At 58.2% G+C, this 23,440-nt stretch carries 14 protein-coding genes; 5 read left to right on the top strand and 9 right to left on the bottom strand.

The window, feature by feature from the left end:
* Nucleotides 1-200 precede the first annotated feature (200 nt).
* Nucleotides 201-1,226 carry a DUF2961 domain-containing protein gene (locus tag FYK55_RS24480; protein ID WP_161604729.1) on the bottom strand — a complete coding sequence of 342 codons (1,026 nt, stop codon included), beginning with the start codon at nucleotides 1,224-1,226 and terminating at the stop codon, nucleotides 201-203.
* A 469-nt stretch (nucleotides 1,227-1,695) separates the two neighbouring features.
* Between FYK55_RS24480 and FYK55_RS24475 the strand changes: the two genes are divergently transcribed.
* Nucleotides 1,696-2,226 (top strand): hypothetical protein, encoded by a 531-nt coding sequence (locus FYK55_RS24475; RefSeq protein ID WP_150079256.1) that lies wholly within the window; start codon nucleotides 1,696-1,698, stop codon nucleotides 2,224-2,226.
* Between the two features lie 613 nt (nucleotides 2,227-2,839).
* Here FYK55_RS24475 and FYK55_RS24470 read toward each other — a convergent pair.
* The 3 genes from FYK55_RS24470 to FYK55_RS24460 all read right to left on the bottom strand — a co-directional run bounded on the left by FYK55_RS24470 (nucleotide 2,840) and on the right by FYK55_RS24460 (nucleotide 8,289).
* Nucleotides 2,840-3,559 (bottom strand): PrsW family glutamic-type intramembrane protease, encoded by a 720-nt coding sequence (locus tag FYK55_RS24470; RefSeq protein WP_161604728.1) that lies wholly within the window; start codon nucleotides 3,557-3,559, stop codon nucleotides 2,840-2,842.
* 131 nt (nucleotides 3,560-3,690) lie between these two features.
* Entirely contained in the window at nucleotides 3,691-6,171 is a 2,481-nt protein-coding gene (locus FYK55_RS24465) for a plasma-membrane proton-efflux P-type ATPase (RefSeq protein WP_150079254.1), read from the bottom strand.
* A 261-nt stretch (nucleotides 6,172-6,432) separates the two neighbouring features.
* Nucleotides 6,433-8,289, bottom strand: a complete 1,857-nt coding sequence (locus FYK55_RS24460; RefSeq protein WP_150079253.1) for a heavy metal translocating P-type ATPase — start codon at nucleotides 8,287-8,289, stop codon at nucleotides 6,433-6,435.
* Nucleotides 8,290-8,576: 287 nt separating this feature from the next.
* Between FYK55_RS24460 and FYK55_RS24455 the strand changes: the two genes are divergently transcribed.
* From FYK55_RS24455 to FYK55_RS24445, 3 genes are all read left to right on the top strand, one after another.
* Nucleotides 8,577-9,056 carry a hypothetical protein gene (locus tag FYK55_RS24455; RefSeq protein WP_150079252.1) on the top strand — a complete coding sequence of 160 codons (480 nt, stop codon included), beginning with the start codon at nucleotides 8,577-8,579 and terminating at the stop codon, nucleotides 9,054-9,056.
* 315 nt (nucleotides 9,057-9,371) lie between these two features.
* Entirely contained in the window at nucleotides 9,372-9,860 is a 489-nt protein-coding gene (locus FYK55_RS24450) for a hypothetical protein (protein ID WP_150079251.1), read from the top strand.
* A 68-nt stretch (nucleotides 9,861-9,928) separates the two neighbouring features.
* Nucleotides 9,929-11,383 carry a TolC family protein gene (locus FYK55_RS24445; protein ID WP_150079250.1) on the top strand — a complete coding sequence of 485 codons (1,455 nt, stop codon included), beginning with the start codon at nucleotides 9,929-9,931 and terminating at the stop codon, nucleotides 11,381-11,383.
* Between the two features lie 173 nt (nucleotides 11,384-11,556).
* Here the strand turns inward: FYK55_RS24445 and FYK55_RS24440 are convergent, their stop codons facing one another.
* The 5 genes from FYK55_RS24440 to FYK55_RS24415 all read right to left on the bottom strand — a co-directional run bounded on the left by FYK55_RS24440 (nucleotide 11,557) and on the right by FYK55_RS24415 (nucleotide 22,718).
* Nucleotides 11,557-11,853, bottom strand: coding sequence for a metal-sensitive transcriptional regulator (locus FYK55_RS24440; RefSeq protein ID WP_235908946.1), 297 nt, complete (start codon nucleotides 11,851-11,853; stop codon nucleotides 11,557-11,559).
* Between the two features lie 117 nt (nucleotides 11,854-11,970).
* On the bottom strand, nucleotides 11,971-13,479 hold the full coding sequence (locus FYK55_RS24435) for a copper oxidase (RefSeq protein WP_150079249.1): 1,509 nt from the start codon (nucleotides 13,477-13,479) through the stop codon (nucleotides 11,971-11,973).
* A 65-nt stretch (nucleotides 13,480-13,544) separates the two neighbouring features.
* The gene (locus FYK55_RS24430; RefSeq protein WP_150079274.1) at nucleotides 13,545-15,938 is read right to left on the bottom strand and encodes a heavy metal translocating P-type ATPase; all 2,394 of its coding nucleotides are present in this window, start codon (nucleotides 15,936-15,938) and stop codon (nucleotides 13,545-13,547) included.
* Between the two features lie 891 nt (nucleotides 15,939-16,829).
* A complete protein-coding gene (locus tag FYK55_RS24420; protein WP_150079247.1) occupies nucleotides 16,830-17,576 on the bottom strand; it encodes an SDR family oxidoreductase in 747 nt (248 codons plus the stop codon).
* A gap of 177 nt (nucleotides 17,577-17,753) precedes the next feature.
* The gene (locus FYK55_RS24415; RefSeq protein ID WP_150079246.1) at nucleotides 17,754-22,718 is read right to left on the bottom strand and encodes a serine/threonine-protein kinase; all 4,965 of its coding nucleotides are present in this window, start codon (nucleotides 22,716-22,718) and stop codon (nucleotides 17,754-17,756) included.
* 109 nt (nucleotides 22,719-22,827) lie between these two features.
* Here FYK55_RS24415 and FYK55_RS24410 point away from each other — a divergent pair, with 109 nt between their 5' ends.
* Nucleotides 22,828-23,436, top strand: coding sequence for an RNA polymerase sigma factor (locus FYK55_RS24410; protein WP_150079245.1), 609 nt, complete (start codon nucleotides 22,828-22,830; stop codon nucleotides 23,434-23,436).
* The last annotated feature ends 4 nt before the right edge of the window (nucleotides 23,437-23,440 follow it).

Below are 23,440 nucleotides of genomic sequence, written 5' to 3'. Positions count from 1 at the left end.
ATTCCACCTGCCTTCTGCGGCTCGGCATCAACGCCCGTTGGTGAGTATGGATTTTCCGACATGCTGATGCACCTGGATTTATCTTGGAGAGCCCGTCGCATCCGGCATTGTGCGCCTTTTTTTAACTCTCTGGTGTCGGCGGTGATAGCCAAGGGCATGGTCTCTGCCTCTGCAGCGGCAGCATTTTTCGATGGGAGGATTCACCGGGCGGAAGCCGGTTTGCGATTGGCGTTCCATTCATAGACCCAGACGTAAACCGTGTACGTTGCGGGCGGTGGATCGTGAAATACGCGTCCGTCAAGTTTCTCTCCGCAGCGCAGGGTGAGACGCAGTCCGTTTGTGAAAAAGACCGGGTCTTCATCGTGAAAGCGATAGGCGCAGAAACGGTTCTTTTGCACATCGAGATGAGTCAGCCCGGATACCGGTGATTGAAACAGTTTCCGATGGTGGAAATAGCCGGAACTAACGAAGTAGTCCTCCAGCCCTGAGGAGAGAAATGTCGGATCCGGGGCGTCGCCGAAGTAAGCACGCGTGCATCCTTCCTGATACCCTTGATCCCTCCAGTCGCCATGCGGTCGCTCCCCCTCGGCGGCAACGGTTACTTGATAAAGCGCTCCAGCGCCGGCGACTTCACAGAGATCGAATTCTTCCAGCGGTTCCGCGTGGTAGTCTTCAAGTCGATACAGGTGCAGCCGGGCTGTGTCTGGCAGCGAGACGCCGCCGACAGTCACAGGGATTCCTTCGGAACCGCGGATGATCCACCAGATCTTTCGATCAGTGACTCGGTCAAACACCTTTGTCGTCGGTAACACGGCCACCTTAATCTCGCTGCCGAACGGAATCCGAAAGTTGTTGTAAACTCCGCCCTTCCTGCCGAATTGACGCACACCCCAGGGCTCCGGTGGCCCGCCGAAAGCGTAGCCGTGTCCAAGATCCTGCGCCATGTCGATTGACGGGGTCTGTTCGCCGTCAACGTAAATGCGGATTCGGGTGCGTGAATCCATTGCGAACCACATGTGAGTCAGACAGCCCTTGCCCTTGCGGTGAAACAAAACGACTTCGGTATCAGCTTTCAGAATCGCCTTTTCTTTACCGATGGAGCTGAAGGTTCGCGGCGTTACATCAGTCGTTGTGTGAGCCGACTTGGACGGGCGCGGGTCCTCCGCAGAAACGCTTGCGACGAAAAAGACGATTAGCAGAATGTGAATCGATTTCTTCGTGCTCATTGCATCGTTCTCCAGAAAGTCCGCTTCGATAACCAAAAACCGAAAAATAAGATGTCTTGAATCCAACTCAACGCCGCCGCTCCTTCGCTCCAGCTGTCGCCGCCGTATTGTACTGTCGGCGAGTCTTTGGCACTCACCGACGAACTGATCGATAATTCGACCAGCAACGAGAGGCCGTCCATCTGTGACGGCGATTTGGAAAGCGATCTCGTGCAAGTCGCGTTCGGCAGCCTCCGTTCTTCTCGCAATCCGTAATCCGCTTCGAGACTGGGACGGCGTTGGTTTCGTCGGTGACAGTTTGATGAAGTCCCTAGCTCGGAGTAAATCATGCGATGGGTTGAGCGGGTCGATGAGGTTGGAGTCGTCTGCCACGATAGCAATCACGGGAGTGCTCGCCATTTGATAACTTAGGGAGAGTTAAACTTCACCTCTCATCCGGTACGTCCATTTTGAAACGCATCGCTGTGCTGTGGCACTGACGTTTCCCGACAGCACTTCCGGAACAAGTTCCATCATGCGTCTATTCTCTATCTGCCCACGCGTTGGAAAACGTGGTTGTCGTATTGTTGCCAAAACGGCTTGGCGGCTGCGGATCTTGCTATTTGGTCTGGCCGTCCGGGAGGTCGAGATTGACCCTCAAGCAGAGGCAATCCGTCTCAACTCGCGTTACCTTTGGTTCTTTCGTCGCCATCATGTCTTTCCGTATGGCGACGTCGAGGCGATCACCTATGGCTATCACGACAATGTATTGGGCGCTTCGTGGAGCGCTCACGACAGTTCTGATTGGTTCAGCGTAGGCCTGAGGCTGGTTGATGGAAAGGAAATCCACCTGTTTCACTTCATCGGCGAGGGGTCTTTCACCAACAACAGTATGTTCCCCGACTGGATGTATTGGGGTGAACGCGTCTTGGACGTCGAAGGAAGTCAGGAGCGTGAGTCGAAAGCCTTTGTCGAACTGCTCTCGACAATGGTCCGAGTCGAGGTCGTCCCGTCGAGCTGAGCACGCTGGACGAAGAAAACTTAGGCGGGCTCTTCGGCGATTCAGCGGAGTGAGCGCCGAATGATGACAGCCGGTTTTGCTCTGTCGATTCAGGCCACTCATTCCAGTCGGTCGCGTGCAACTCACGATGACTACGTGAGCGAACTGTGGCAGACGTTGAGTCGTGAAGGCATTTAACTTCGTGGATCTTGGCAGAGGACTGGAAACGGTTCGGTCATTTCAAGGGGATGCAGGCGGCCCTAAACTCGCCTGAGATGAAGCTGCAATCGGCGCGGCGGTTGCATCGACCAAAGGCTCGATGCGGATTCCGGCCGGCGCGGAGGTGAATCAACCGATGCGACTTAGCAAAAATACTGCTGTGCGTCGGGCGATTCCTTGTCCGCAATGTCTGGTTTTCTGTTTTCCGAACGACTTGTTTCTGTTTTCAGATGACCAGAGTTTTGCCGGCTGGCAGAAAGCCCGCCGTCAGTGCGTGCGAGGAAATCGCTTGCGCAAATGGTGTCCCAGGCAAATTGGATCCCTCCGCGTCCATCTAAAGTCGACTTGCGATCTGAATCGCTTGCCGGCTTTTTCTTTCTCAGTGAGAACGCTTTTTCGCAAGCACGCCTTGCGTTCACTCCGTGCCTTGGATGAAGTTTTTTCGACGGATCACCACCTGGATCGTCAGCCAAACTGCCAGCACGGCAATTGTGAACACCGAAGTGATCCACAGGGCGTACAGCATCGTGTCCTCCGACGAACCGGGGTGTGGTTCATCTTGGAATAACGATTCGGAGAGGTCGTACCAGGCGTGGAGTGCCACCGGAAAAGCCCACGCGGCCACCAACCAGCCGACGCGGAGGCGTCGGTCGAAGGAAGCGGTCAACAGCCAGGCCATCACTAACTGAAAGCTTGGATGCCCCGCGATCATTGTCAGCAGTCGATCCGTGGCCATCTTCTGGGATGACTCCGCGTGAGCGACGGCCGCCACGTTCTCGACCGTCATGCACCCGACCGCCACGCCCAGCGCCACCGTGAAGATGAGGTCGGTGAGTGTTGACCGGTCGCGGCTGAAAGACCGGAATACCAGGACGATCGCCAAAAACTTGAACGATTCCTCGCAAACGGCTGCGGCAAGAACCTGCTGGACAAAATCAGTCGCAAAGCGGCCGTCCGGGTGCAGGACGCTAACCACCCATGTCTCGGTCACGCCGATCGGTGCCGCGATCAATAAACCAGCCAGGATCGCAATCACCAACGTCCGCACGCCGCCTGCCCGGATCGCAAGTGTCATCGCGACGCAAAGCCATACCAGCGAGGGCACGAGGGCAAGGAAGAATTCTGAAAGGCTCATCACAACAGGAGCTTCCTCGTTTCGTTGACTGGCGATCGGCGTGCCTTCTTCTCGCATCAACCGGCGGCGAATGCCTTCCGCTCATTGCACTGCGAACCACGGTATGCTTGATTGAAAGGCGCGTTGTCGAGTCATCTGGTTCTCTCGTCGCTTTCTGCTGTGGCGGAGCGAGGTGGCTGGTGATCAAAGATCTCGTAGGCAAACAACTTCAGGCGGTCGTTGACTAGAAACCATGCAAGCGCGTAGACCCACACCAGACCGGCAAGTTCCCAACCGATCGGCGCCATGAAGATTCCGTAGACTGCGATCAGCGTTGCGACCAATTGAGTTCCAAGCACCGCGCCAAGCAACATCTTTGCCGGAGCGATCGACCAGAATGGCCCCCGAGTCCGCGTCACGAACACGGTCATGTGGCCGGCAACGGACAGCTTCAAATAGACCAGTGATTGGATCGTGTCGCGATCCAAATGGTAGACGCGCTCGGCGAGATAAAACAGCAGAAAAGAGGCCGCCACACCGGCCAGTCCCAGCACACTGGCAATTCCCAGAACCAACCGCATGTTCCAACGTTCGGGTTGATTCGCGTAGCGCACTTTGTCATAGGCGATCGACAGAATGGCGCCGTCATTCAGCAACGCCAGCAGCACGATCATCACTGCGGTCACCGGATAGAAGTTAAAGATTAGAATCGAAAGCGTCATGAACAGCAGCACGCGAATCGTTTCGGCGATCCGGTAGATGGCGTAGCTGTTCATCCGCTGAAAGATCTTTCGGGCCTCCTTGATTGCGTCGATGACGACGGACAAGCCGGGCGAAAGCAGGACAATGTCGGCAGCCGCCCGCGCCGCATCGGTCGCTCCCGACACCGCGATGCCGCAATCAGCTTTCTTCAACGCCGGGGCGTCGTTCACCCCGTCGCCGGTCATGCCCACGATATGGCCGTGCTTTTGCAACACATCGACGATATGAAATTTGTGCTCCGGATAGACCTGTGCGAACCCGTCGGCGTTCTCGATCAAATGGTCAACGCGAGCCGCCTGGTGGTACGTCGTTTCTTGAAAAACCTTGGCGTCCACGAACTGTCGCCCCATGTCCAGCTGAGCGGCGATCTCACGGCCGATTGCCAATTGATCGCCCGTGACCATCTTCACTTGACATCCCATCTGCCGAGCCGTGGCGATGGTCACCTTCGAATCCTCTCGCGGAGGGTCATACAGCGGCAAGACGCCCAGAAAGCGCCATTTGCCGGTTTCGTCGGTCTGTGCCACGCCAAGCGACCGAAATCCGCGGGCGGCAAAACGGTCGATTGCGTCGTCGACTTGTGGACGAATCGCATTCACATCGTCCACCAGTTCGAGGATCACCTGGGGAGCGCCTTTGCTGGTTTTGAACTCGCCGCCGTCCCGCCCACGAACAGTGGCCTCGGTGCGCTTGTGTACCGGGTCGAATGGTTGGAAGTGGGTGACCTGAAAACCATCCTCCGGACCTTCATCGAATTTCGCATTCAAGACGGCCTGGTCGATGGAGTCCTGGTTCTCGGCACGCGACGCCAGCCTGGCGGCCTGCAGAATCTGGTGTATCGTGACACCGTCAGCCAAGAACGGCTCACCCAAGGTGAGCTTGTTCTGGGTCAGTGTGCCGGTCTTGTCGCTGCACAAGATGTCCATGCCGGCAAGTTCTTCGATCGATGCCAAACGACTCACGATCGCCTGCCCCCGGGCCAGAACGCGTGCTCCCACCGCCATCGTCACCGACAGCACGGTGGGCATCGCGACCGGGATCGCAGCAACCGTCAACACCAACGCGAATTGCAACGTCTCCGCGATCGGATCCCCACGGAACAGGGCGACGAGCAAGATCAAGACAACCAGCGACACGGCAACGATGATTAAGAAATTCCCGATCTTCAGCACCGCCCTTTGAAAATGACTTGCGGTGTGGGCCGTTTCCACCAGATGAGCCGTGCGACCGAAGTAGGTCTGGCTTCCGGTTCCGTAGACCAAAGCGTCGATTTCACCTTGTTTGAGGATGGATCCACTGTAAACCGCGTCCCCGGCATTCCGAGTCACCGGCAGCGATTCGCCCGTCAGAGCGGACTGGTCCACCTCCACCGAGTCGCCATCGAGTAGTCGCGCGTCAGCGGGGACGATGTCGCCCAGCCGGATGCGAATCAAATCGCCGGGCACCAATTCTCGCGCCGGTACCGATTGCCACTGGCCGCCCCGCTTCACGCGAGCCTCCAGCGCGAGCTTTTCTTTCAATGCCGCGATGGCATTTCCGGCCTGGAACTCTTCCCAGAATCCGACAACTGCGTTGACCACCAACAGGGTCATGATGATGGCAAAATCGGCCCAATGCTGCACCAAGGCTGAGAGAACGGCGGCTGCTTCGATCATCCAGGGGATGGGTCCCCAGAAGTAGGAGAGGAATTTGATCAGCGGATGGACCGGCTCCTTGCTCAATTCGTTGAAACCGAATCTTTCCAACCGCTTCTTGGCATCCGCCGTCGCAAGCCCTTCCGTGTCGCACTCCAGACGCTTTTGCAATTCATCAAGCGGCAGTTCACTCAGCTTTTGAACGCCGCTTGGTGCGGCCGTTGAGGGCGTGTTCATCGTTAGCCAATCTCCCTACAGGAATTGAAAAGCGACTCTTGTTCGTCTCCACCTTCGGTCAGGACGTTCGGGCCAGCCAGAGCGCCGGTCCGCCACCGATCACAGCCAAAGTTCCCAGCGAAATCGCCAGACCGACCCTCCGCTGCCAATCTCGCGCAACCTCCAAGGATGGATTGTCTCGTCAATGCACACGGCTGCAGTCCGTCGACCCGTTGGGCTGGAAGCCGGCGGGATCCCTCCGCGCCCGATTCATCCAACGAGTCAGAAATCGCGTAGCGAACGTGGTGGCAAGGCAACTCGTAAAGCGTTGGCCACCGCAAAAACATCAATCACCTCCTGCGTCAGCGCGCCAGCGACCGGCGGCAAGTACCCCGCGGCGGCGATGAACATGGCGACGACGCTGAGGAGCATCCCACCGATAGCGCTTTGCAGGGCAATGCTCCGCATGCGTCGGCCGATGTGCATCAATTCGTCGACCTTCTCCAACGAGGAGTCCATCACGACAGCTCCCGCCGCCTCGGTCGTCACGTCACTGTTTTGCCCGAAGGCAATTCCAACGGTTGCGGCCATCAAGGCCGGCGCATCATTGATCCCGTCACCGACAAACAGCGTATCGGCCTTCGCCGTTTCCGCACGAACGATGGCCAGTTTTTCTTCCGGGCTCTTTTCCGCAAGCACTTCGCGGATGCCAACTTGGTCCGCCAGATACTGGACCTCGGACGCCCGGTCCCCCGAGAGCAGCATCACTCGGTTGACCCCGTGTCGGGGCCGAAGGTGTTGCACAAACGTCGCTCCCTCGGCACGCGGTGCATCTCGGAAACGGAAAGTAGCGGCATATCGATCATCGACTAAAACAACGCACTCAAGACCGGCCGTCCGAGGTGGCAGTTCCGATGCGGCAGCCGGTTGTTCTGCGACCAGCACTTTGCGACTGGTCACACGCACGGACCTTCCCGCCACTTGACCGCGCAGCCCCTGGCCCGGTTTTTCGCTGATCTCCGTCACCTCATGAATCGCCGACTGCTGCTGGCGGCCGGCGGCCACGAACGCTTCAGCCAGGGGATGTTTTGAGTACCTTTCCATGCTTGCCACCAACGACATAACCTCTTCCGGATCGACGCCGTCGGCGCAAACCTGTTCGGTCAATTTCGGTTCGCCATAGGTCAGCGTTCCGGTCTTGTCGAAGATCACCGTGCGACAACCAGTGATCTTTTCTAACACCGTGGGGTTTCGGATCACGATCGCACGGCGGGCCGCCAGCGAAATGGAACCAATGATTGCGACGGGAATGGCAATCAACAGCGGACAAGGCGTGGCCACAACAAGCACCGCAAGGAATCGCACGGGATCTCCGCTAATTATCCACGCCGCGACGGCGAGTGCGACAGCGACCGGAGTGTAGATCGCGCCGAGTTGGTCACCGAGCCGGCGGATGTGCGGGCGATGCTGTTGGGAGCCCTCCATGACTCGCATGATTTGTGCGTATCGCGAGTCGACCGCGAGCTTTTCGGCGCGGATCGTCAGAGCTGATTCACCGTTGATCGCGCCCGATAAGACGCTGGCCCCGGGCGTCTTGGAGATCATGTAGGGCTCGCCCGTCAGATAGGATTCGTCCATCACCCCGTGCCCTTCGATCACTGTGCCGTCGATGGGACAGATTTCGTGAGGGAAAACTAGCAGGGTGTCACCGATATTCAGCTGGTCGAGTGCAACGTCTTCGACCTGTGAGTCGATCTTGCGATGAGCGATCGACGGCATGCGATTGGCCAGGGCCTGCAACACGGAGGAGGCGTTCTGGACCGCGTACGCTTCCAACGCCTCTCCGCCTGAAAGCATGAGGACCACCAGCGTTCCGGCGAGATACTCGTGGAGGACGACTGCAGCAACGATTGAAATGCCGGCCAGCAAGTCCGACCCGAATTCCCGCCGAAAAAGCTTCACCAGCAATTGACCGACCAGTGGGACGCCACCCAGCAACAGAGCTAAATACAACGGCAGATTGACCCAATGTTCCGTCAAGTCGGTCGAAAATCGCAGCGCCAAGTGGGCGGCGATCGACAGAATGGCCAATACCGCAATGATCAGTTGGCTGCGATTGACAAACGAATCTTTATCCATGGACGGCGTGGTGCAAATTCATTGGGTGAAGACCTGAACGAACATCCGGTCCATCATATCAATCCTCTCGTCAGCGTTCTGCTCCACCTGCGTGCCCGGTCGTCGTTCTGACCTGTCGCATTGCCACGCAGGATCAACGCCGCCATTTGACGGGGCGCCATTCCACCGGTAGCCTTGCCAGGTAGGAGGACGGCTTATCCACGTGGTGTCCGATCCCTGGCGGGGACGCTCTTTGGGTTGTGGCAATGAACCGCTTTCGCATCGCTGTCCGTGTCGCCGGAGTCGCGATGGTCATGGTTCCCCTCGGCGTGTTTGCTCTGACGCTCTCCCAAAAAACCTCGTCCTTGCCAGGATCTCTGTTCTCGCCGCACGTTCTTTTCTCTTTGTTGGCGATTCCCTTGTTCGGAATCCCAGGTGCCGTGATCGCGTGCCAAGGTCCGATCTGCGGCGAGGCGGCACACGAAAACCGTCGCGGGGCCATCAAGATTGCATTGTTTTTGGGACTGGCGGCTTTCGCCAACGGAATGATTTGGGTGACAAGCCATGCCTTGTTTGACCTGCTGATTCCTCCGGCCGACGATGTGCCGTGGGATGCGTTTCTGTCTCATTTGTATGCGCATACACTCATCTGCGCCGCATTGTGGATGGCCCTGTTCGCCCTTCTTCTGGCATCGTTGTTGAGTGGACGAAATGTGTTCTGCATTTCATTTGATAAGCATTGCCGTGAGATTACAGAACAAGATTCAGCCGCACCGACGGACTCCTGAGGTCGCCCCGCGTCAGCGGTGCTTCATTCTTTTCGTCGGCGAATCGCCACCGCAGCAGGATGGACGTCCGCCATTCCCAGAGCGGAATCCGTTCACGGGGCCGCGTCGCGGCCACCGATCGCTTGTCGACTGAGCCGGACGTCCCGACCTTGAGCCAATCTGTTTGGTTTCTGCAAATTCGTCGCCGCTCGATCGATTAAAAGGGCTTGCTTTGGCAAACTTGGAGCTCCACCCGGCATTCCGCTTGATACCCCCGCCAGGTATCTCCGATAGCGATAACGAAAGCCGCTTCCCTGCTCCAGCGTGGACCGTCCGATGGCACTGAATCGTACCGGCATTTTAACCGCTGTCGTGTTGATGACCGGAATCTTCGCACCAGCGTCATTGGCCCAAAATGGCTCCGGACGGCAGCGTGCCTTGGTGACAACGTTGGTACAAGCGGCGGATCAAGCGCCCACGGATTCGGACGTGTCAACGCTCGATTCGCTCGACTCCGGCACGGGCGACCTGCCAGCGAGCATCACGCAACCGCGCGGTATCTTGACTCTGGCGCCAGCCGGAATTCAGGCGTTGCCGGCGGCGCGGACCGTCGGGCATGGATGCCATGTCTGCCCGGACGTCTCCTGCACGGGGCCTCTGTATTCGGGATGCTCACCGCGTCTCTACTACGGAACGAATCCTCGCGATGACGATCCGATCCTGCCGCTGTACCCACGAATCAATGACGTGAAGACAAATCATTGGTACAGCGCCGCCAGAAGGATGGTGCACCGAAAGCAGTCGCTCGCGGAAGCGATCAAATAACCCGGTGATGATCCTTCCAGATCAACACTGACCAACCACATCAACATTCGCGTTCGACGGATTGAACCATGTTGCGAAAGACACAGCGCATTGCGATTGGCATCGTGCTGGGGGCTGCTGCCGGAGTCTGTTCGGCACAATCACCCGCAACGGAGTCAATGCGAATCGAGACGAATCAGCTTGCCCCCCCAAACAACGCCTCGGCAAGCAACTCTCTTCGTGGCCGTGTCGGCCAGGATTTCACCGAACCGCCGCCGGTCCCGCCGGTGCCGCAGTCATTAACCGAAGCCATGTTCACCTCCGGTGAGGCACCGCTGACCATTGAAGCGGTTGAGTCGCTCGCGTGCAGCCGCAATCCGACCCTGACCCAGGCCCAGGCGCAGATCCAGGGAGAGCTTGGAAAGGCTATCCAGGCGGGGCTGGTTCCCAACCCGACGCTGCGTTATGTCGGCGAGCAGTGGGGAGTGGAAAATACGGCTGGCGAGTGGCAAGGTGTCGAGTTCTCGCAACGCATTGTGACGGCGAAAAAACTCCAGCTTAGCCGCGCGAAGTTCTTGCAAATGACTCGCGCTTCACAGTGGCACGCCTTGGAGCAGGAGTATCAGGTACTCAACGATGTGCGAATCAGCTTCTGGATGACGCTGGGGCAGCAGCAATTGGTTGCGATCCACAATGAGATACTGAAGAACGCCGAAGACGCGGTGCTTACCGCCCGAGAACTGTACAACGAAGGCCAAGCAACACGGGCTCAGATGCACGAGGCGAATGTGACTCTGCAAAAGGCGCGGTTGGATCTGTTGATGATTCGCAACCAACATCGCGCGAACTGGTACGAGATGGCGTCGCTGGCGGGAATGCGAACGCAACCGACGCCGCTGGATGGGGTACTGGAAGGCGTCCCGTCGTTGATCGATTTTGATCAGGCACTCGACCGATTGACCACCGAGAGTCCCCAGATTCTTGCCGCGCGTGCCAAGCTGCAGGCGGATGAGATCAAGGTGAAACGCGAAACCGTGGAGCCCATACCGGATCTGGTGGTCACCTACGGCTACGGACGCAACTTCGAAGCAGGGCAAAACACCCACAACACCGGTCTTTCGCTGGAAGTTCCGATCTACGACTGGAACCAGGGTACCATTCGCCAGGCGGAAGCAGACGTCATGCGTCAACGTGGCGAAATCGACCGGATCGAATTCTCGTTGCAGCGGCAACTGGCCCAGGCCTATCAACATTACCTCACGGCCCTGCAGAACGTCCGAAGTTACCAGGAAGTGATTCTGCCGGAGTCACGTCGCGCGTATGAGGTCCTGCTGGACGCCTACAAGGAAGACCGTGTGGACTGGCCGACGGTGCTGCAGAGCCAACGTCATCTCTATCAGGAGCAATCCACTTACGTGCAGCACTTGGTTGCGTGGCGTAGCCAGGAGACGTTGATTGGGGGATTTTTGTTGCAGGGTGGCCTGACGCCTCCCACCGGCCCGACACCGCCGGGGCACATTTCTGCAACACCGAAACCGCGTTGATGCGGGCGGGACAGCAGGCTGAGGTGACGTGGTGACCGGGAACGCGTCCGCGCCCGGTGCCGCGAAGAACTTCTCCAGGCCCAGACCGGGTGGCTATCGCCTGGCCGCGTTGGAGGACGCGCAGTTTGAAGTCGCCCACCTTTTCCAGAAGGGTTGAGCCGAGCTCGGGCGAATCACGTTTGAGAGTACTTTTCGATCAAATCGATCAACTCGTCGAGAATTGCTTGACGTTCGGCGTCGCTCTTGGACATCGAGGCCGAAGCCAGGCTGTGCTTCAAGTGGTCCTCGAGGATCAAACGCGCCACCTTTGAAAGAGCTCCCGTTGCCGCACTGACTTGCATCACGACCTCGATGCATTGGACGTCCTCCCCCACCATCCGGTCGATCGCTTCCACCTGGCCGATGATTCGCCGCAGACGATGATGGATACGTTTTTTCTCGTCGTCATTGAGCATTGCTTGCTTTGGCACCTGCAATCGTGGCCGTAAAGAGTTCGTTCAAATCGCGAACGCCACCCGGAGAGGTCGCCGCCGGGGCCTATCCTATCGAACCCCGTCGGATGTGGCGACCGGGAGCGGAGGTCATCATCATCCCATGTCCATCATTTTGGGCGCCGCTTCGTAGCGCTCTGGATCGCCGAACCGGCGGACGATTTCTGCGAATACAGCACCTTTCTCGACGGGTTCTTCGCTTTCCATGACCAAACGGTAGAGGTCGTCCGGTAGCACCCGCATCACGGTCATCAATCCTTTGACGGCCATGGGGTAATTGGCCCGCATTCCGCGGACTTCTTGGCGAGACCAAATCCTTTTCATTTGCGCCTCGTTGCGTTCCATTCCACGCATTTTCTGAGGGTAGCCGGGAACGTCCCATGGATCGCTCTCACGGGACAAGTCAACGGCTGGACGGCCGGAGGTGTCGGCCAGATAACGATCCACCGAGACGTCTTTGCGAACGCGTGGTCCGACTTGACGGACCATGTGATTCATCATGTGGTGAACCATGTGGCAATGAAAAATCCAATCGCCCGGATTGTTGGCGATGAATTCAAAGGTCGACGCCTGTGCCACCGCGACCAGCTCGGTGTTGCGCGGAATCCAGGCACTTCTGGGAATCCTCGCACCTTCGTGCCCCGTCACCCAGAAGGTGTGTCCATGAAGGTGAATCGGGTGATGTTGCATGGGGGAAAAATCCATTAATCGAACGCGAACGCGTTCGCCGTGCTTGCACACCAAAGGCGTCGTGTAGGGGCCACTTCGCCCATTGATGGTGTGCCAATTCCAATCCATGGCCCAGGAATCCGACACGGTGTGGGTTGGGCGGATATGAAAGTTCTGGAAGATCAAACCAAAGTCGCGGTCAACGGGGGGATTGAACACCTTCTTGGGATGCACAATGAACCAGCCAACCTGGCCAAACGCCTCCTGCATGGGGATGTGCGAATGGTAGAAGAAGGTCCCTTCTTCATGGACGTCGAACTCGAACACCATCGTCTTGCCCGGCTTGATCGGGTTTTGAGTCAACGTCGCCGCGCCGTCGTACTGAACGGGCAGTTCAAAGCCGTGCCAATGGACGAAAGTCTCTTCGGGCAACTCGTTGGTGAAGACGATGCGTACGCGGTCGCCTTGGGTGACCTCGATGGTGGGGCCCGGCATGCTGCCGTTGTAGCCGAACACATTCATCTTGTAGCCGGGCAAAAATTCACGTTCGACTGCCATCGAAACCAGGTGAAATTCTTTCGCCCCGTCGACCATCTTCCACGGCAGCTTTTCCAGATCGGGAGCGACGAATGGAGCCGGCCCCGCAGAGGCAGGGCGAAAGCCGGGCATCATCTTGCCAAGGTAGTAATCCGAATCCGGGTCGTTGCCCCGCGAAGGCTTGAAGCGGCTGAATCCGTCGATCTCGGCAGCGACATCGGAATTCACCGGAACATTGGGCGCAGCACCTGCCTTTCCGACCGGTGGTGGTGCATCGGGACCCGACGGGAGTGGCGGCTGCTGGGCGTTGGCCATCTTGCCGAGTAAACCACCGGACAGTCCCGCCGCCGCGATTGAGCTTGTTCTCAGGAAACGTCGACGATCTTCCGGGCGCGACATGGGATGGGTCTCCAGTTGTGAAACGTCATGTTGAGACTGAATCGAGTTTCGATGCCCGGTCGGTCTCACGAATGACTGAGGTCGGTACCGCGTAGACGCAAGGCATTTCCAATGACAGAGACGCTGCTGAAACTCATCGCAGCGGCCGCGATCATTGGGCTGAGCAAGACACCGAAAACCGGGTACAGGAGCCCGGCGGCAATCGGTATCCCCAGGGCATTGTAGACAAAGGCGAAAAACAGATTCTGCCGGATATTTCGCATGGTCTTGCGGCTCAGTGTGGCGGCGGCGGCGATGCCACGCAGGTCGCCCCCGACAAGGGTGACGCCCGCAGATTCGATGGCGACCCCGGTGCCCGTTCCCATCGCCAACCCGACGTCGGCCGCAGCGAGCGCGGGCGCGTCATTGATCCCGTCGCCAGCCATTGCCACCGACTTTCCTTGCTCCTTCAGGCGTTTGACGAAGTCGTGTTTGTCCTGCGGGGAAACTCCCGAATGAAAATCATCCAGCCCAAGTTCCTGGGCGACGGCCCGCGCAGTGGGCTCCGCGTCACCGGTCAGCATGATGACTTTCAAACCCAGTTCATGCAGGGTCTGCAAGGCAGCTGGCGTGCTCTGCTTGATCGGATCGGAGATGCCAACAATTCCGGCCACTTGACCATCAACCGCAATGTAAACAACGGTCGCGCCCGTCGCCTGTTTCTCATTGGCGACTTTGACGAGCCCTTCATTCGCTTCGATCGATCGGTCACGCAGCATCTTGACGCTTCCGATCGACACTTCTTGTCCCTCGACCTTTGCCGACACGCCAATGCCCGACATTGCATCAAAATGCTCCGCTTGGAGAATCTCCACCCCTTCCGCTTTGGCCTTGCGAACGATTGCCCGCGCCAGCGGGTGCTCGCTCTGATTCTCCACCGCCGACGCGATGGAAAGCAGTTTCTCGGAGGAGAACGGGTCCTCCGGCTGGATGAAGGTGACCTCCGGATGTCCTTCTGTCAGCGTTCCAGTCTTGTCGACAACGACGGTGTCGACGTTTTCCATCACCTCCAGGACCTCAGCGTTTTTGATCAGGACGCCCTCTTTGGCACCGCGTCCGACGCCGACCATCACCGACATGGGCGTCGCCAGCCCCAGGGCACACGGACAAGCGATGATCAAGACCGCGACCGCCGCGACGAATGCATGAGCCAACTTGGGTTCGGGACCCCAGATGGCCCATCCGATGAACGCCAACACGGAACAGACAATGACCGTCGGGACAAAGTAGCGAGCAACCACGTCGACCAGTTTCTGAATCGGAGCGCGACTGCGTTGCGCCTCGGCGACCATCTGAACGATCCGGCTGAGCACGGTTTCCCCGCCGACACCCGTTGCTTTGACAATCAACGCACCGCTCTGATTGATCGTTCCTCCGGTGACATTGTCCTCTTCAGCTTTCTTCACGGGGATCGGTTCGCCGGTCAGCATTGATTCATCGACCGTCGAGTGACCGCTGATGACCACCGCGTCCACCGGCACTTTCTCCCCGGGTCGGATGCGAAGCTGGTCACCGTGCTTGACGTCCGAAAGGGAAATGTCTTCCTCGCCGCCGGACGCAGTGATGCGGTGAGCCGTTTCAGGCGCCAGTTGCATCAATTCCCGTATCGCGCCGCCCGTTTGCTGTCTGGCCCGGAGCTCCAGGACCTGCCCGAGAAGAACCAAGGTGATGATCACGGCCGCGGCCTCGAAATAGAGGGGTGGCACTTCATTCTCGTAAAACGCCTCGGGCACCACGCCGGGGGCAACGACGACCACCACGCTGAACAAATAGGCTGCCAGGCTGCCGACGGCGATTAACGAGAACATGTTCAGGTTGAAGCTACGAAACGAGTTCGCTCCTCGCACCAACAGTGGCCACCCGCACCAGAACACGACCGGGGTGGCGAGTGCCAGTTGCAGCCAGCCAAAGTAGGGTGGAGGAACCAGCTTCGTTGTTTCAATGCCGACCATCGGTCCCATCGCGAGGACCAGCAAGGGGACCGACAGCAGCACGCCGACCCAGAATCGGCGCTTCATGTCGGCGTATTGCTCTTGATCTCCTTGGTCGTCGGTCGAGACGAATTTCGGTTCCAGATCCATGCCGCAGATCGGGCAGGATCCCGGCCCCACTTGTTCGACTTCGGGGTGCATCGGGCAGGTATAGATCGCACCTTCGTCCGCCGCGCCGCCACCACTGGCAGATTTCGGACCAGCGTGCTCATGATTTGCACAGCATTCGTGGGTGTCGGCTTGCTGAGCCTTGGCATCTTTCTCCGCTCGCTTTGCAATCACCCCCGATGGATCTTGATCAAACTTCGTCGCGCAGCTCTGCCCGCAAAAAAAATAATCTTCGCCCTCATACCGCCGGCTGATGCTCTCGCTCGGGGTGACATTCATTCCGCAAACCGGATCAACCGCGGTGTCGTCGACGGTGTTCATGGCGTTCATCGCGCAGGGGAAAACGGTCGGTTACAGACCTTGAGTATACCCCAGTACGGTATGCAGTTTGCATGCCCGTTCGGCGCGTTGCAGGCCAAGAATCCGAAGATCCATCCGATCGGAGAACTCGTCGACGGCTCGATGCACGCTTCATCTGCTTTTGACCGAAACCGTATTTGATTAGGAGTTTTCCATGGCAAGTTCTACGATCTCGAAACAAGACTGCCTGACCAACTGCCAAGAGTGCCAGACGACCTTGGCGACGATGCTGACTGGCAATTGTTTGCAGCAAGGTGGTGCACATGTCGAGCAAAACCATGTCAAGCTCATGCTCGACTGCATGGCGGCCTGCGCGGCGTGCATCGATTTCATGAGCCGGAACAGCGACTTCCACAAGAGCTACTGCCAAGCATGTGCTGAGATCTGCAAAGCGTGCGGGGACAGCTGCGAAGAGGTCGGCGGTATGGACGACTGTGTGAAGTGCTGTCGCAAGTGCGAAGAAAGTTGCACCGCAATGGCGTCGTAGGGGACAGCGGTCAGCCGGCCGGCCAAAAACGAATGGCCAGGCCGGTGGCCCTGCAGGAGAAGAACGAGATTCCGTGTCCCAGCCCTGACGGGCTGGGCTGGACAAACGACGGGCCTTCGGCCCGAATCATCGATCGCCAAGCAACCGGTCAACGCCCCGGCGGAATGCCTTGGCTTTGTCTGAAAACGAGTCGCTACGCTCGCCAGAGCGTAGCATTCCGCCGCGATCGCGACCGCACAGCGCTACTTTCGATGAGCCGCGTGGCGCTAGCCGCGGGTCTTCTTGCCTCAACCGGCGGCTACCGGTTACCGCTCATTGCACTGCAAATCACGGTGTTTTTGATTCAAATCTTGCTGGGCTCTGCCTCAGAGCTCTTGTTTTGTCGGGCGGTACAAGATTTCGTTGATGTCGACTTCTTCAGGCTGCTCAATTGCGAACGCGACGGCGCGTGCGAACGAGTCCGCCGGGATCGCGACTTGGTGATAGTATTCGTTGATTCCCTCGTGTGAGTCTTCGTGGGTGATGTGGGTCGGCAATTCCGTGTCCACCGCACCCGGAGAGATCACGGTCGTGCGAAGGTTGTAAGCCTTCACTTCGCTTCGGAGCCCTTCGGAGATGGCGCGGACGGCATGTTTGGTGGCGCAATAGACCGCTCCCGCGGGCGTCACCTTGTGCCCCGCTACCGAAGAGACGTTGATGATGTGACCCGACTTCTGCTCTTGCATGAACGGCAATGCGGCAGCGATCCCGTACAGCACGCCTTTGATGTTGACGTCGATCATGTTGTCCCACTCGTCGATTTTCAGGGCTTCCAGCGGTGATTGCTGCATCAATCCGGCGTTGTTCAGCATCACATCGATGCGGCCGAACTGGTCCACGGCTGCCTTCACCAATTGCTTCACCTGGTCTTGGTCGGTGACATCGGTTGGAACGGCCGATGCGGTACCGCCGTTTCCTTTGAGTTCGTCGGCAAGTTCGCTGATTCGATTCTGCCGGCGTGCCCCCAAAACAAGCGTCGCGCCGGCGCTGGAGAGGTGCCGCGCGGCGGCCGCCCCCAATCCGCTGCTCGCCCCCGTGACGACAATGACCTTGCCCTTGATTTGATCGTTCATGCTGATTCCTGAGAGTCGTGGTTACCTAACAAGCTTCGCCGGCCGTCTTTCTGCCAACGGTGTCCTGGACAGTTGGCATCGCCAGAAAATGACATATCGATGACGTCGTGCAGCTTAACGGCCGCCGGCTGGCTGCGAGTAGAACGATCCTCTCCCGACGTTGCCTAATCCTCTTTGTTACTCGGGATCGGACTCTTGAAGCGGCGACACTTCTTCAATCAGTTCAATCAGTTTGGCATTCTTCGTCTGATTCCGGATTCTGCGAAGGTATTTCAAAGCGATTGCTTCCGCTGCTGTACCACTACGCCACAAGGGGCGCAAATGCCGACGGAAAAACGCATCCTCGTCATCGAAGCACTCTGCCAGGCGCTCATCAATTTGGTCGTTTTCTCCGATGAGTTCGCTGAGAATCGCCAGTGCGAGAACCGGATCCATTTTTGGCTCCTCGGCCCGGTGACGTCCCGAATCTGAAACAAACGTGACCGCCGTCATTGCCGACATGTTCTCGGGCAGAGAGTCTGCGGAGAACGCTTCGCGAATGACCTGAATCGGGTGATCCGACAGCAAGCCGACCAGACCGTCCGAGACAACATAGAATTCCTTCCACTGAGAATACTCGTCGACCTCCCGGAACAGTGCGCGATAGCGGGAAAGGCGAGCGTCCGATTCTGTCTGGGCGAACAACTTCTCCGGGATGGGTTGTCCAGTCAGGACGGTCAGAGTCAGCCAGTTGAGCGTCGACACTTTTGCCGACGTGGCGTCCTCTGATTCCGACTTGATCGGGGCGAGCAACTGCGATGACAGGAACGAACCTAGTTCGGTGACCGGCCAGTTGTCTTCGGGCTTTCGAATGCGAAGCTGCTTGTTGAAGGTTCCCAGGACGGACGAGCTGGATTTTGCGTTCACATTCTGCTGAAGCCATTCCATTGCAGGCGGAATCCAATGATCCCAGATCGGGCCAGCTCTGACGCGGGAAGACTCCACGTTAGAAGCGTACTCGTACGCGGCCTCGTCAATCGGATCGGTGTAAAAGATTCGCCGGCGAGCGTTCGCCGGGTCGCCGATCATCATTTGCAGGGCGACCCGGGCGACCAGCTGACCCTCCAGCGGGAGGTCCGGCTGCCGGACCACCGCATCACCATCATCGTTGGGATCGAACCACTGCGGCAGGGTTCGCTTCAGCCAATCTTCCGCCATCTCAAACTGATGGAAATCGTCAATCGGCCCCGTGGCAAACATTTCCCCGAGACGGAGGTATCGATCTCGAAATGACTTCTGGCTGCCGTCGGAGGCACTGGAGTAGTACCGGCTTTGCGCCAACGTCAAATAGGGCACCAGCGCAGCATCCTCGGGAAGCTTCAGCCCGATTATGCGGTCAACCGCAGTCTGATCGGATCGAATCTCCGAAACAATCGAGTAGTCTTCCAACAGAAGAATCGCATAGGCGGCTCGTGCGACGTCGTCTTGGTGACTCGATTCGATCGTGTCGCACAGGACCGCCGCGATGATTTCGGGTGCGGCGGATTCGCAGAGGACCTCCGTCGCTTCACGGAACGATCTCCATGTCGACTCCAAATCGGGAAAACTGCCGCGGGACCACTGGGCAGGATCGAATCGATAGCCTGTTCCCGACCAACCGTATTTGCTAAACAGATCTTCCAATCGACGGCCCCAACCCGCCTGGTAGAGCGTACCCGCCACGTTCAGCATTTCGGTCAGACGGGATCGGTCTGGTTCGCCCTCGGTCAGAGTGATCAAAGCTTTCGCGGCTTCGATCTTCGCAACTGGATCCGTTTCCGCGTCGAATCGCCTGCGCCAATGAGTCCGTGATTGGCCCTGGTAAAGTGGCGCGACGGACCGGCCGGAATCGTCGGACAGCGCTGCGACGGAGTCGGATCGATGGTCGGGAATCAACCGGTTGATCTCTTCCACCAACCGATCGCTCTTTGAACGCGTCCGCATGAGTTGGAGCAATCGTGTTGCAACATCGCTGACGGCGAACGGCGAAGTGACCGCGTCTTCCAAGTGCCGACGGAACGTGCGTGCCGGGTGCTGTTCGGTGAACAATGTGGACAATCGATCATCCAGCTGACTGTCCTCTCCGGATAATTCCGTTGCGATTGCAAGCAGCAGCAGGGGTTCCATGGGCGGAGGCGAATCATTTCCGTCGCCGCGGGTGGAAAGCCAGGCGAGGCGTTCGCGAAAGCGATTTGGCTGCCAGGGTTCTCCGTCGTCAGGAACCGTGTCGCGAAGCAGCACGGTGACCGTCTGAGCCGGATACTTGGATAGCAGCCCTTCAGAGCGACGAAAGTTCTCCCGCATGATGTTCCAATCCACGTCTTGCCGGGAGATCGCTTCCAATTCTCGGACCTCGTCAGGAAAAGTACCGATCCCGGAATGAATCTGGTCGCGAACCGCCGCGGGCAAGTCGCCTCCCGCCATCACGATCAACGCAAGCAGATGATGTTCCGACTCAAAAGCTTCCCCGTCTAAAGGACGAAGCACTCGCTTGCCGAGAGTCTGAACCAGCCGGTCGATGGGCCAAGCATCGGAAGCTTTCCGAAGTCGTAGTTGGACGTCCAGAGTCGCCAACACGTGGTTGCTTCGCGGCGACGGTTCCGGATGATCGACCAGCCAATCACAGGCGACTGGCATCCAGTGATTCCACAAAACTGGATTGGCGTCGCGGGCGACCTTCATCGACCTGGCAGAATAGGGGTATTCACCGTCATTGATCCATCGACGCTGGAAAACTCCATTGAGTGCTTGAAACGGGTCGGCGAACAGCATGGATTGGGCCAGGCGAGCTTCCAGCGATCCGTCAATTGGGATGTCGCGACGGTTTGCCAGCGTCAACCAGTCCTCCACCCTCTCGTAGGGCGGATGGCCCTGATCCTGTTCGATGATCCAGTTGACGATTGCATCACATTTCTTGGCGAATCGAGCTTTCGCGGAGTCCGAAGCATCCTGGTAATGTTTGATCTGGATAAAGCTGAATGCAAAGCCAAAGTCCGGGTCTTCAAGGTTGGTAGAAATGATTTCGTTCGCAACCTGTTGCTCATTGTCAACACGATGGTCCAAACGATCCAACATGCTCGCGGCGAACGCGGCTTCATGTTTTGGAGCGACCGTGATGATTTGACAAAGTTGTTGAATCAGCCCGTCGGGAGACCCGATGGACGAGAGCTTTGTCGCAGCGGAGGAAACAAATGCGTTCCATGCATCGTCCAGTCGTTTGGCACGGACCCAGTTTCTGGGTCTGATTTCATGCTGCCGCACCATGTCGTCCAAATAGGCCGTGGCATCGCGTCCCCAGCCGGATTCGGCAAGTTGTCCGCCAAGCTGGATCACCGCCGCCACCTGCTGAGCTTCGTTGGTGGATTGCGGCAAATGAATCAGGGCCGCTGCGGCTTCCACTTTTGCCGCGGCGTCGGTTTCGGCGTGGAATCGTTTTTCCCAAACGGAGCGTGGTGCACCCTGAAATAAGGAATGGTTGCCAAGTCTTGTGACGTTCAGTGCCGGATCGCCACTGTCTGTCTGCCGAATCGCGCGCACCACGGTGGTTTCTCCCGATTCGATGGCGATCCGGATCGGTTGCGACGTCGTCTTACCGGATTCGTCCTTGAGCGTGACCTTGTAGAGTCCGACCCGAAGCTTCAACTCGCGGTCGCCGCGCTCGATCTGAACGCCGGTGACTTCTTCGCTCTCGTCAACGAACTGAACTTCGGCGTGGGAAAGGTCCGATTCGATCCTGACGGTCCCCTTACGGGTGTTTAGTAGCAGAACGATTCCCAGGCAGATGGCAGCCAACATGGCCCCACCACCAATCCATGACTTCCAGTTGCCGCGCCTCAGAGAAACCAGTTTCGTTTCGGTGTCGGATGGACCAAGTGATGTGTCCGTTTCCTGCGGACCGAGCAAAGCTGACAAAGATTCTTTGACCGATTGCGTTCCCTCGACGGAGGCTCGATTCGGCGCTTCGTCGACCAGCAATCGCAATTGCTTGTTGGGTTCATTGCCGCAAAACAATTTCAACGTTTCGGCAACCGACGAAGCTGATTTCGGCCTCATCAGAGGATCCACCTGCAGCAAAGTCGCAACCAATCGGTGCAATTCGTCTGGCGCCCCGGGACGCAAGGAATTCAGCGGCGGCGCCGGATCGTTCCCGATGTGTCTCAATTGCTCAAGCAACCCCGCTTCACGGTCGATTGGCCGTGGGGGGCGTCCGGTCAGCATGAAGAATAGCGTCGCACCGAGCCCAAACAGATCAGCGGGAGGACCAGCCGTGTTGCCGACGGCCTGTTCGGGCGACATGTAGTCGAGTGTCCCGAGCAATTGTCCGAATGAAGTCTGAGGCCCTGCGTCAGAAGGAAGCAATGGAATTGCCGTCGCCAGCCCAAAATCGAGCAGGATCACCTGGCCCTGCCGATTGATCATCACGTTGGACGGTTTGATGTCGCGGTGCACCGCGCCGGCTTCGTGAGCAGCGGCCAACGCCGATGCCATCTGTCGGGCGATCTCACAAGCCTCGGGAATGGTCAGCGGCCCGCTGTGTCGCAGCAGACGCGACAAGTCGACTCCGTCAACTTTCTCCATCACCAGGTAGGCGGCGCCGGACAGGCGTCCCGCGTCAATCGCCGTGACAATCCCCGGGTGGTTCAGCTTGCCGAGCAACGCGATCTCACGATCAAACCGTGCCTGCGCTTCTCCACCGGAACAGAGGCGAGGATTGACCACTTTGATGGCCACCTCTCGACCGAGTTGCTCGTGGAACGCGGAGTAAATCACGCCCATTCCGCCTTGACCGAGAATTCCGGTCAATCGATAAGATCCCAGCGCCTGATTGCCGGGGGTGTCGGCAGATGCAATGGACGCGGGAGATTGAGGGCGAAGCGCGTTTGGTCCTGGCATCAACTGCTGCAGCCAGGGTGGGTCGGGTTCGGAATCCGATACCGAAACGGCTGCCAGAGGCAGGTGCCGAATCAACGAATCGCTGGCATCTTCAAGGCTAGCCAGCGATTGCTCACACGTGGCACATTCTGCAAGGTGTTGTTCCAACCGGTCACCTTCTTCATCACAATACTGTCCGAGAACGTACTGCTGCAGCGATTCTCGAGGTGGGCAGGTGCTTTTCGTCAACATGATTGGGGTGACCTATCGATTCGATCGTCTCTCGTCGTCCTACAGGCATCAATGCGCCGGTGTGACACCTCGTCCAGAAACCTCCTGACGAATCGCGTAAACTGTTGGGATGTCCAAAGTTGCCCCCACAAAAAGCGATTCATCCTCCGGGCTCAGTCTCGCTCTGCGGTTGAGAAGCGAAGAGAGCGGCGCTTGGAGAGAACTTTTGGAGCTTTACGGCCCGCTGGTCGAAAACTGGGCAGCCTGCGCCGGTCTCGGCCAAACGGCGTGCCAAGACATTGCGCAAGAAGTCTTCCTTTCCGTCCATCGTTCGATTAGCGAATTCGATGCCACGACGGCTGGAGCAACGTTCCGGGGCTGGCTTTGGCGAATTACCCGCAACGCGGTGTTGCAGCATCTTCGGCGTCAGCGGACGACGCCCCGGGGCGGCAGCACGGCTGCCGCGCAGCTTGCCGCGGTGGCCGATCCTTGGGGCGGCAGCAGTCTTGATGATCCACCGACCGCCCCCGATCAGACCACGGCGCTTGTTCGTCGCGCGATGAAGCAGATCCAATCTCGGGTCGATCCAGTGACCTGGACGGCCTTCACGCGGACGGCCATCGACGGCGAATTGTCCACCGATGTCGCCGCCGAACTGGGACTTTCAGCTGCGGCGGTGCGAAAAGCCAAGAGTCGGACACTGCAGCGGCTAAGAAAGCAACTGGGAGATATCCGCTGAGTGA

The sequence above is a fragment of the Roseiconus nitratireducens genome, assembly GCF_008629675.1.
GTDB lineage: Bacteria > Planctomycetota > Planctomycetia > Pirellulales > Pirellulaceae > Stieleria > Stieleria nitratireducens.
Note: the sequence above shows the minus strand (reverse complement) of the source record. Positions and strands in the feature narration are given on the sequence as shown.